Source organism: Parvibaculum sp., from assembly GCF_035511255.1.
Lineage (GTDB): Bacteria > Pseudomonadota > Alphaproteobacteria > Parvibaculales > Parvibaculaceae > Parvibaculum.
In genome coordinates this window covers 1-10,719 of sequence record NZ_DATKFR010000043.1, presented here as the reverse complement: position 1 = coordinate 10,719, position 10,719 = coordinate 1, and the positions used below count along the sequence as shown (strand labels likewise).

Sequence of the window (10,719 nt, the reverse complement as noted above, 5' to 3'; positions counted from 1 at the left end):
ATATAGAGTTGCTGCAGCCGAAGACGCATGCTGCAGGTTCGATAAAGCCGGGGAAGTCCGGAGTTGCGAAATTACCTTTGGCAATGTTGCGTGCGGCCGTCGAAGCGTCTGAGGACGAAGCTGGGTGGGCAAGTCTGAGTGTCGTCGGGAAGGTGCTCGGATCTCGTCGCCCTGATTTCGATGCGAGAGAGTATGGTTTCCAGAAATTGAGCGCGCTCTTCAAGGCGAGTGAGCTGGTCGAACACCGTCTGATCGGTGAGCCGGGTGGGTCGCAACAAGTTTTTGTCAAGCTGAAGAGGACTTAGGCCCGTCTTGTCTGCAAAGACGTACCGTCGAGATTGCCGGTGAGGACGCCGTCCTGTTTTGCTTCGCGCAGATCGGCGCCGCGCATGTCGGCGCCGCGGAGGTCGGCACGGGTCAGGTTCGCACGGGCGAGTATCGCATTGCGGAGGTTCGCGGCGGCGAGGATCGCGCCTTCGAGGTTGGCATCCGTCAGGATCGCGCGTTCAAATTTCGCGCCGGCGAGGATGCGGCCGGCCAGGTTGCAACCCGCAAGATGGGTTTGCGAGAAATCAGCGCGCAGGCCTTCGCGCCGGTCGGTCTGAATCCACAAGAGATGCGAAGCCAGGATCTGCTCGAGCCGCTCGGGCGGCGGCGCCTTACGCGCGCGTTTTGCGCCCGTGAACTCCATGCGCTGGAAGGTGTCCGCGTCCATGATTGCCTCGCGGAGATCGGCGTCATCTAGATTGGCGGCATTGAGCGTGACGTCGTTGAGCGTCGCGCCTGCGAATTTCGCGTCTCGCAGGTCCGCACCCGTCATGTTGACGCCACTGAGGTCGGCGCCTTCGAAGCTTGCGCCTGAAAGCCTTGCGTCAGCGAGGTTGGTGCCGCGCAGATTGGCGTTGCGAAAACTCGACATGCTCTGGCGGACGGTGCTGTCCTTGCCGTGCTTGAAGATCACGCTGAGGCCGAGGTCGGCGCCGTCGAGGGTGGCGGCATTGAGTTCCGCGCCTTCGAACTGCGCCCCCCTGAGATCGGCGCCGGTGAAATTCGTGCGCGTGAGATTGGCCTGATCGAAGCTCGTGCTGAAGAGGTCGGCGCGGATGAACTTCGCATCCTCGAGATCGGCGTTTGCGAAGTTGCAGGACACGAACTGCGCCTCGGAGAAATTGAGACCGCGCAGGTCGAGGCCGGAGAGATCGCAGTCGCGCAGATGAGCGCGCCAGCCGTTCGGCTTGCGCTGCAGAAAGCGTCTGTGCAGTTCCTCGATCTTCGCGATCGCCTCCTGGGGGATGCGTTTGCCCTCGATGGTTTTGCGCGTGGGATGGCCAAGGCCTCCCTCGTCCTGCCGCTCGGTTTTCCGTGGGTCGTTGGGAGCGGCGGGCCTGGTGGACATGACGGGCGGAACTCGCTGACGGGAGGGACACCCGTCGAATATCCGGCCTGGCCTTAAAGTGAGGTGAAATTCTTGCTTCATTTTTAGTACAAATGTAACGGCCGACGGTTAACCGCCCGGCTTCCGGCTCTATTCCCCAGCCTTGCCAAGGGGGTTAGACTGTTTTCAACAAGCCATTTGAAAAACTCGGGAGGAAGTCATGAGCCATGTCGATCTGGTGATCCGCGGCGGAACGGTCGTCGATGGAACGGGGGGCGCGCCCCGCGAGGCCGATGTGGCTGTCGATAAGGGCGTCATCGTCGAGGTCGGCAAGGTCTCGGCGACGGGGCGCGAGGAGATCGACGCCACAGGCCTCCTCGTCACGCCGGGTTGGGTCGATATCCACACGCATTATGACGGGCAGGTCACCTGGGACAGTCGGATGACACCCTCCTCGATCCACGGCTCGACCACCGTCGTCATGGGCAATTGCGGCGTCGGCTTCGCGCCGGTGCGGAAGACGGATCACGAGACGCTGATCCGACTCATGGAAGGCGTCGAGGACATTCCGGGTGCCGCCCTGCACGAAGGGCTTTCGTGGCAGTGGGAAAGCTTCGGCGACTATCTCGATGCGATAGAGAAAGTGCCGCACGACATCGACGTCGTCGCGCAGGTGCCGCATGGTGCGCTCCGCGTCTATGTGATGGGCGAGCGCGGCGCGAAGCGCGAGCCGGCGACAGAGGCCGAGATCGCCGAGATGAAGCGGCTGACGCGCGATGCGATCAAGGCGGGCGCCATCGGCTTCTCGACCACGCGCACTTTCGTTCACCGCACGGCGGATGGCGATCTCACGCCGACGGTCGGCGCGGCGGATGCCGAGATGGTTGCGATCGCCGAGGGCTTGCGCGAGGCGGGAGCGGGCGTTCTGCAATGGGTGTCCGATTTCCGCGAGTTCGATCACGAGTTCGATCTCGTTGAGAAACTCGTCGAGGTGTCCGGTCGGCCGCTCAGCTTCTCGATGGTGCAGGCCGACGTCATTCCGGACCAGTGGCGCGATCTGATGGGCCGCCTCGACAAGGCGGCGGCGCGCGGGCTGCCGATCAAGGCGCAGGTACAGGGCCGTCCGGTCGGGTTGATGCTCGGGCTTCAGGGCTCGGTCCATCCTTTTGTGACGCGGCCTTCCTATCAGGCGATTGCGCATCTGCCGCTCGCTGAGCGTGTGGCGGTGATGAACGAGCCGGCGTTCCGGGCGAAGCTCCTCGCCGAGGCGCCGGAGGCGGGGCATCCCTTCGTCAATTCGCTCGCGGGCGCCTATCACAAAATGTTCGACCTTGGAGATCCGCCGAACTACGAGCCGGCGCCCGAAGAGAGCATTGCCGCGCGCGCCAAGGCGACGGGCGAGAACCCCGATGCCATCGTCTACGACATCCTGACGGCGAATGGCGGCACGGGCTTCCTCTTTTTCCCGCTGCATAATTATTTCGAGTTCAATCTCGACAACACGCTGACCATGATGCGCAATCCGAATACGTTGTTCGGGCTTTCGGATGGCGGCGCGCATGTGGGCGCGATCTGCGACGTCAGCGTGCCGACCTACATGCTCACGCATTGGTGCCGCGACCGGACGCGGGGCGACAAGCTCGATCTGCCCTTCGTGGTGAAGAGTCAGACGCGCGACACGGCTGAGGCGGTGGGGCTCTTCGACCGCGGACTGATCGCGCCCGGCATGAAGGCCGACGTCAATGTGATCGATTTCGAGCGGCTGCAACTGAAGCCGCCGCACATGGTCTACGACCTGCCATCCGGCGCGCGGCGCCTGATGCAGGAGGCCGAGGGCTACGTGGCGACGATCTGCTCGGGCGAGGTGATCTATCGAAACGGTGCGCATACCGGCGCATTGCCGGGCAAACTCGTGCGCGGCCATCAGGCAGGGCCGGCTTCGCGCGCGGCGGAATGATCAGGCGGGATTGACGACGCCGCTCCGGGGCCGCCAACGCGTTTGCGCGGCTTCGGCGGCGTCCGCTCCGGCGTCAAAAAGCGGCGCCTCGTTTTCGAAGAAGTGCGCTGTGCGGGCGGCGATCGCCTCCCAGCCGGGCTCGCTCGGCAGCCAGTGACCGCGACCTTGCTTCAGTTCAAAGCGCGCCTTGGCGCCGTAATAGCGGGCGGTGCGGGCGCCGAGCTGCGGCGACGTCAGGCGGTCTTCCGCGCCGGTGATGAAAAGCAGCGGACAGGAGACTTTCTCCGCATCGACAAGCGCCGCGCGGTTGCGGTCGAGATACCAGAACGCGAGTTCAAAGAGGCAGCGGCCGGATTCCGGAATGAGCGACGCATAGAGATCGCGCGCTTCCTGCTCCTCAAACCCATTGAGCGCGCCCCAGCGCAGCAGATCGTAGCGAGGGAGCTGCGGCTCCTTCCAGAAGCCCTGACGCATCATAAGGCGGCCAAAGATGCGTATGAGATTGGTATCGAATGCCCAGACAGGCGCGCAATGGGCAGAGGCGAGCAGCGCCGCTCCGCGCGTCACGCCGCGCTCGGCGAGCACCTGTGCGAGAACGCCGCCCATCGAATGGCCGATCACGAAAGGCCTGCATCCAAGGGCACGGATTTCCGTCTCGAGATCGTCCGCGTAATGCACAAGGCTCACTTCGCCGAGTTGCGGATGCGGCTCCATGCCGGGTTCGATGTCGTGATGCCGGAGCAGTGGCGTCACGACGCGATAGCCGCGAGTCTCGAAGAATTCCTTGAAATTTTTCCAGACGTGAGGGCGGCTCCACATGCCATGGATCAGCACGAGTGTCCGGTCGCGGCCTCTCGCCAAAGGTCCTGAACCCATGTTAATGTTTTCCATTAAACACGGCGGACGCGTCGCGGCGCCGGAAAAAATGGGGGAGGAGAGACGTCATGAACGGCGGCACCTATCGAATTTTCGGGGGGCTTGGTTCCCCTTATTCCATGAAGATGCGCGCCATCCTGCGCTACCGGCGCCTCCCCCATGTGTGGGTGCAATTGAACGACAGAAATGCTTACGAAATTGCCAACGTGAAGCCGGCCGTCATCCCGGTCATTCAGTTCCCGGACGGTGCGTTGCACAATGATTCGACGCCGTTGATCCTCGAGCTGGAGCGCAGGCATCCCGGCGAGCGCTCGGTGATCCCCGACGACGAAGGACAGGCATTTCTCGCCTTCCTGCTCGAGGACATGGCGGACGAGTGGGGCACCAAGATGATGTTCCATTACCGCTGGTTTCGGGAGCGCGATCAAAAGCAGATGTCGCAATGGCTCGCCTTCGACCGGTTAACGGGACGTGGACGCGCCGAGATCGAGACGCATGCGGCGCAGTTCGCGGCGCGCCAGATCGGGCGCATGGCGCTGGTCGGCTGTACCGCCGCAAATCAGAAGCTGATAGAGGAAACCGCACATCGCCTGCTGGCACTTCTCGACGCGCATGTGACGGAGGAGCCTTATCTCTTCGGCACGCGACCTTCGCTCGCCGATTTTAGTTGGATGGGGCAATTGTCGCAGCTCGCCATCGATCCGACGCCGGCGGACATGATGCGCGAGACGGCGCCCTTCGTCATGCGCTGGCTGGCGCAGCTCGACGATGCCGGCGGCGTTGAAGGTGCGTGGCGCGATCCCGGCAGACCGCTCTCTCCGGCAGTGAAAGGCCTTCTCGAGATGGCGGGCGAGGTCTACTTCCCGTTCCTCATCGCTAATGAAGAGGCGCTTAAAAAAGGCGAAGAGACCTTCTCCTTCTCGGCGCTCGGCATGAACTACGAGCAGGGTACATTCAAATATCAGGTGAAGTGCTTCTCCGAGTTGCGCGCACGGTTCCGTGCGCTGAGCGACAGTGCCCGGGCCGGCATCGCGCCGGTCTTGCGCGATGCCGGCTGTCTCGACTTCCTGACGCGCGCTTGAACGCCGGCAGGACGGAGCGACAAACGCGCGCTTGATTGATTCCCGCATTGTCGGCAATCTCTTTGACGTCGATCCGGCGCAGGAGAGATTGTGCTTAGGTGATCGGCCATGAATTTTCAGCGGGGATACCCATGACGGAAAGACGTAAGAGCACCGGTCGCAAGGCGCCGCGCAGCGTGGCGGCGCGTGCGGCCGCAGCGGGACGGACGGCGACACGGCCCGCTCGGAAGGCCGCGAAGGCAAAGGTTGCGGCGCCGAAAGCCCGCAAGAAGGCCGCCAAGCCGGCGATCAAACTTTCCCCCGAGCAGACGAAGGCCAAGAAGGCCCTCGAAAAGCAGGTGAAAGGCGTCTCGCGCGAAATCGACAAGGCCGAACGCGAGGCCAAGAAGGCGCTCAAGGTTGCCGAGAAGCGCTATCGCGGCATGCTCGCCCAGCTCAAGACCGATCGGGCAGTATTGCAGAAGCGTCTCAAGGCGCTTGCCTCACAGGGCGAAAGCGCGTTCGACGAGATCAAGATCGGTGTCGAAGGTGCCTACAAGGAACTTTCCGAGGCCGTCGTCAAAGCCTATGGCCATTTCAAATAACGCTTCTTGAGGGCGGGACGGAAGCGCGGGATCCGATGGATTCCGCGCTTTTTCTTTGCGCGTCACCTCGTGCGATGTGCCTCCCATCGCAGGCTTCCTGTTGCACCGGGCGCCGCAAGCGGGCTTACTCCCGGCAATGCCATTTTTGAAAAGCAGGCAAAGGGGAGGATTTCCATGAACCGCGTACTCGCCCATACGGGCGCGAAATATCCGATCGTCCAGGCACCGATGGGCTGGATTGCCCGTTTCGAGCTTGCGTCTGCCGTGTCGAAGGCGGGTGGGCTCGGCATCATCGAGACCTCGTCGGGCGAGACGGAGGCCTGCAAGGCCGAGATCATGAAGATGATCGAGCTCGGGCTTCCCTTCGGCGTCAACCTGCCGATCATGTTCCTGCGCGATGACGCGATGCTGAAATTCGTCTGCACGTCGGGCGTGAAGTTCGTCACGACGTCGGCAGGCAGCCCGGCGAAGTTCGTGGCGCCGCTCAAGGATGCGGGCATCACCGTCTACCACGCGGTGCCGACGGTCGACGCGGCTGTCAAATGCGCGGAGGCCGGCATCGACGGGCTCGTCGTCGAGGGCGCGGAAGGCGGCGGCTTCAAGAATCCGGAAGAGGTCTCGACACTGGTGCTGCTGCAGGCGATCCGCTCGCGTGTCGATGTGCCGATTATCGCGGCCGGCGGCATCTGCGACGGCAAGGGCATGGCGGCGGCCTTTGCGCTCGGCGCGGAGGCGGTGCAGATGGGTACCCGCTTCGTGAGTGCGGCCGAGAGCCCCGTTCACCGCAACTACAAGCAGAAGATCGTCGATGCGAAAGAAACCGGCACCTATGTCCTCAACAAGAAGGCGACACCCTGCATCCGTGCGCTGAAGTCGGAAAAGATGGACGCGATCTACGAAGAGGGCCGGATGCCGGCCGATGTCTTCGCGCATATTCGCGACGTCTATTTCGGCGGCGACATGGAGGCCGCGCCGGCGCTTGCCGGACAGACCTCGGGCCTCATCCATGAGGTGAAGGCCGCGAAGGAGATCATCGACGGCATGGTCTCCGAATTCTTCTCCATTGCGAGCCGCATGGGCGGCCTCGGCGCCGCGCATAATTTCGGCTGAGACCTCAATGCAGACGCGGCATGGCGAGCGGGAAGGGCGGCTCGCCCATGCGCGTCATGCCGAAGCGCAGCCCCGCGGCCGCGAATGCCAGAGCCAGGCGCTGGGCGGGTGCCCATACGGACGATCCCGTCTTCGGCGCGCGCCAATCCGGGTCGCAGTCGGCGAGCGGGGTGCCGTCCCGCGCCTGCATGGCGGCGACGAAGGCCAGAAGACGTGCCTCGTCGCCTGTCAGAACGCGCCATTTCGGGCAAGGTATGGAGAGTGGGCGGCGCGTCGAACGGATCAACGCTTCCGTTAGCTCGGCGACGAGTTCGGCGCCTTCCGGCATGTCGAGCGCGTCGAAAGCCCGCTGCAGCACCAGAGATTGTTGTCTGCCGTCGCCGATATGGGTCCATTGCACGCGCATCGCCCAGGTGGCGAATTGCTCGGCGAAACCGAGTTCGGCCACGGGCTGATCCGCGACATAGGCAGGGCGACGCGGCGGCGCGGGGAAAAAGGCGCGATCGGCTTGTTTCATGAAGGCCTCCGTCGAAAGAGCTCGCTAGGGGAGATGGACGGTAACGCAATTAATAATCATTTGCAATTCAGTAGAATCTTCCGAGCTATTGTCTAACGTTGTCATTTAAATTATCTATCTCCTACGGCACCTTACGGGGAGGATGATTCATGCTGACGGAAGATCAGAGCAAGGCCTGGGAGAGAGACGGCTTCTTCGTTATCCGGGGATATGCAGATCCCGAGATCGGTTTACGGATGGAGCGCGAGGTGGTCGATGCGATCCGGCGCGAACCGCCGGAGCTGCATCAGGGAGAGGTGGGTTATGTCGCCGAGGGAACGCTGCTGATCCAGCCGGAGGCGAAGTCGATGACCCGGACGGGTCACCCCGAGGATCTGATTTCCAAGATCTTCAATCCACACCTCTCCGGCACCGCGAAAGAGTTCGCCTTCGGCGAGGGCGCCGCCGACATTGTCTCTGACTTGCTCGGTCCGGACATCGATATCTTCCAAAGCCAGTTCATCTTCAAGAATCCCGGCGCCTGGGGTCAGCCCTGGCATCAGGACTCGTTCTACTTTCCCTTCGATCAGCAGCCGCAGGTCGGATTGTGGCTCGCGATCAGCGAGGCGACGCTCGAGAATGGTTGCCTCTCGGTGTTGCCCGGATCGCATCGCGAGCCTGTTCACGCGCATGTGCCTGACGGGAGGCTGGGCGCCAATCAGGGCTATCAGGAGATCGTCGATCACGATATGAGCGGTGCCGTGCCGATGCTGATGCAGCCAGGCGATCTTCTCGTCTTCCACTCCTTCCTGATGCATCGCTCGGAAGACAACCGCTCGTCGTCCCGGCGTTCGGCGATGGTCTATCACTATGGCCGTGCCGGCACGAAGATGTTGCGCGAGTTGTCGCTGGCGCAGAACTTCATCAATCGCTGGATGCCGGTGCGCCGCGCGGCCTGAGGGTCACCGAGCCGCAAGTCCCGTCAGTAGCGCATCCGTCATCCGACCCGCCATTCGCCGCGGCGCCTTCCAGCCGAATTCGGGAATGGAAATCAGCGCCGAGGCGACGCCGTGGAGCGCGCAGAAGATGAGTTGAACCGTCTCCTGCGCATCGGGCCCTTTGAGCGCCCCTTCAGCGATCGCCTCCGCGGAGGCGTCCTGAAAGAGCCGCACCAGGCGGACGAGGCTTTCCGAACTGTCGACAAAGTAGACGTCACCGGGCTCGCTCACACGGTCCTCGATCAGAAAGATCGCGCGGAAGTGGTCGGGATGGTCGAGCCAGAAACGGACGAAGGCGCGACCGAGGCGTTTCAGTCGCTCGACCGGCTCGTGACTGCCGCGCACCGATTTTTCGAGCGCCTCGCCCAACGCGGCGAAGGCGTCTTCCCAGATATTGCGCAGCAGCGCGCGCTTGTTCGGAAAGAGCGTATAGAGCGCAGCGGGTGAACAGCCCGCTTCATCGGCAACGGCTCGCATCGACACGCCCTCATATCCACTCCTGGCGAAGAGGGCTTGCGCGGCATCGAGGATACGGGCGCGCTCCTCGGCCGCCGCCTCGTCGCTGCGCCGGGGACGTCCGCGCGGATTCGGCGGAGACTTCTGTTTTCGCGCGGCCATCAGGATTCGCTTGATTATTTTGAACGCGTTCAGATAAATAGCTTACACGCCCGAAGGGCGGCGGGGAAGCGGAGGATTGTCATGGAACGCAGAGCGGATGTCATCGTCGTCGGCGCGGGTCTCGCCGGGCTCAAGGCGGCGGCCGAACTCGAGGCGAAGGGACGATCCGTCATCGTGCTCGAGGCGCGCGACCGCGTCGGCGGACGGATGAAGCCCGGCGAGATCGCGGGCGAGGTCATCGATCGCGGCGGTCAATGGGTCGGTCCGACGCAAAAGCTGCTGCTCGCGGAGGCCGCAAAGCTCGGCGTCGAGACTTATGCGCAATATGACAAGGGCGAGCAGGTGCTCTGGTATCAGGGCACGCGACGCGCCTACAAGGGCGACATTCCGAAATTGCCGCTGCTCTCGCTTCTCGAACTTGACCGCGTGGTGAAGCGCTGGGACCGCGAGATGGTGACCCTGCCTGCCGAGGCGCCGTGGACCGCGCCGCAGGCGGAAGACTGGGACAGCCAGACGCTCGAGACCTGGATCAAGCGCAATATTCGCACGAGCGGCGCGCGGACCTTCGCGCGCATCGTCACGCGGGCCGTCTTCTGCGCCGAACCCGCACAGATGTCCTATCTCTTCTTTCTCGAATATCTGCGGTCGGGCCACGGCGTCGAGGACCTGATCGGCGTCAAGGACGGCGCGCAGGAAGCGAAATTCAAAGGCGGCGCACATTCGATCGCGCGGCGTCTTGCCGAAAGCCTGAAGACGCCGGTCGTGCTCGACGCGCCCGTGCGCGCGATCCGGCAGGACGATGAGGGCGTCACGATCCGCAGCGACAAAGGCGATTATCGCGCGGCGCATGTCGTCATCGCGGTGCCGCCGGTGCTCGCCGCGCGCATTCATTATGACGTCGCCCTGCCGGCAAAGCGCGACGGGCTTTTCCAGCGCATGCCGATGGGCTCGGTCATTAAGGTGCATGTTGCCTACAAGGAGCCCTTCTGGCGGCGCGCCGGATTGTCAGGGCAGGCCGCAAGCGACCATCATGCCTTCAACGTCGTTTTCGACCAGACGCCGGAAGACGAGCGCGTCGGCATTCTCGTCGGCTTCATCGACGGTGACCATGCGGTCGAGATGAGCGCCCGCGGCGACAATGCGCGGCGGCAAAGCGTCATCTCGGCTCTCACCGATTATTTCGGACCGAAGGCCGCCGAACCCATCGATTACGTCGATCAGGATTGGACCGCCGAAGAGTGGAGTCGCGGCTGCTATGTCGCGCATATGGCGCCCGGCGTCATGACGCGCTACGGCGATGTGATCCGGGAACCGGTGGGCCGCCTTCATTGGGCGGGCACGGAAACGGCGACCGAATGGGTCGGTTACATGGACGGTGCGCTGCAATCGGGAATCCGCACGGCGGCAGAGATCGTGCAACGGACCGAGGTGCGGCGGTAGACGCCAGCTATCGGTCCGGTGCCTGTGCGGCTAAGCGTCAGGGACAGACGACCGTGCGCTTGAATCGGCCGCCTGCCGCCGCCGCTTGCGCAACGGCCTCGTTGGCCTGATCCAGCGGGAAGGCCGTGATTTCCACCATGGAGATGTCCAGCAGGCCTGCACGCACCAGATTTATCATCGTCG

The 10,719-nt window shown here is 63.3% G+C and carries 11 protein-coding genes; 7 read left to right on the top strand and 4 right to left on the bottom strand.

The window, feature by feature from the left end:
- A partial coding sequence (locus VMR03_RS01440) for an OST-HTH/LOTUS domain-containing protein (protein ID WP_325401549.1) occupies window positions 1-305 on the top strand: 305 nt, incomplete at its 5' end.
- Here the strand turns inward: VMR03_RS01440 and VMR03_RS01435 are convergent.
- Window positions 302-1,396 (bottom strand): pentapeptide repeat-containing protein, encoded by a 1,095-nt coding sequence (locus VMR03_RS01435; protein ID WP_325401547.1) that lies wholly within the window; start codon window positions 1,394-1,396, stop codon window positions 302-304. The two genes, VMR03_RS01440 and VMR03_RS01435, sit on opposite strands and share 4 nt — an antisense overlap.
- A 199-nt stretch (window positions 1,397-1,595) precedes the next feature.
- Between VMR03_RS01435 and VMR03_RS01430 the strand changes: the two genes are divergently transcribed.
- Entirely contained in the window at window positions 1,596-3,332 is a 1,737-nt protein-coding gene (locus VMR03_RS01430; RefSeq protein ID WP_325401545.1) for an N-acyl-D-amino-acid deacylase family protein, read from the top strand.
- On the opposite strand, the gene VMR03_RS01425 is transcribed toward VMR03_RS01430, so the two are convergent.
- Window positions 3,333-4,208: an alpha/beta hydrolase gene (locus VMR03_RS01425; protein ID WP_325401543.1), complete on the bottom strand. Its 876-nt coding sequence runs from the start codon at window positions 4,206-4,208 to the stop codon at window positions 3,333-3,335.
- A gap of 68 nt (window positions 4,209-4,276) precedes the next feature.
- Between VMR03_RS01425 and VMR03_RS01420 the strand changes: the two genes are divergently transcribed.
- The 3 genes from VMR03_RS01420 (at window position 4,277) to VMR03_RS01410 (ending at window position 6,984) form a co-directional block, all read left to right on the top strand.
- The gene (locus VMR03_RS01420; RefSeq protein WP_325401541.1) at window positions 4,277-5,290 is read left to right on the top strand and encodes a glutathione S-transferase family protein; all 1,014 of its coding nucleotides are present in this window, start codon (window positions 4,277-4,279) and stop codon (window positions 5,288-5,290) included.
- Window positions 5,291-5,421: 131 nt separating this feature from the next.
- On the top strand, window positions 5,422-5,874 hold the full coding sequence (locus VMR03_RS01415; RefSeq protein ID WP_325401539.1) for a hypothetical protein: 453 nt from the start codon (window positions 5,422-5,424) through the stop codon (window positions 5,872-5,874).
- A 174-nt stretch (window positions 5,875-6,048) separates the two neighbouring features.
- A complete protein-coding gene (locus VMR03_RS01410; RefSeq protein ID WP_325401537.1) occupies window positions 6,049-6,984 on the top strand; it encodes a nitronate monooxygenase in 936 nt (311 codons plus the stop codon).
- 4 nt (window positions 6,985-6,988) lie between these two features.
- Here the strand turns inward: VMR03_RS01410 and VMR03_RS01405 are convergent, their stop codons facing one another.
- Window positions 6,989-7,501 carry a hypothetical protein gene (locus VMR03_RS01405; protein WP_325401535.1) on the bottom strand — a complete coding sequence of 171 codons (513 nt, stop codon included), beginning with the start codon at window positions 7,499-7,501 and terminating at the stop codon, window positions 6,989-6,991.
- 149 nt (window positions 7,502-7,650) lie between these two features.
- Here VMR03_RS01405 and VMR03_RS01400 point away from each other — a divergent pair, with 149 nt between their 5' ends.
- Entirely contained in the window at window positions 7,651-8,439 is a 789-nt protein-coding gene (locus VMR03_RS01400) for a phytanoyl-CoA dioxygenase family protein (RefSeq protein ID WP_325401533.1), read from the top strand.
- Between the two features lie 3 nt (window positions 8,440-8,442).
- Here VMR03_RS01400 and VMR03_RS01395 read toward each other — a convergent pair whose 3' ends face one another.
- Entirely contained in the window at window positions 8,443-9,096 is a 654-nt protein-coding gene (locus VMR03_RS01395; protein ID WP_325401531.1) for a TetR/AcrR family transcriptional regulator, read from the bottom strand.
- Between the two features lie 81 nt (window positions 9,097-9,177).
- Here VMR03_RS01395 and VMR03_RS01390 point away from each other — a divergent pair, with 81 nt between their 5' ends.
- A complete protein-coding gene (locus VMR03_RS01390) occupies window positions 9,178-10,536 on the top strand; it encodes an NAD(P)/FAD-dependent oxidoreductase (protein ID WP_325401529.1) in 1,359 nt (452 codons plus the stop codon).
- The last annotated feature ends 183 nt before the right edge of the window (window positions 10,537-10,719 follow it).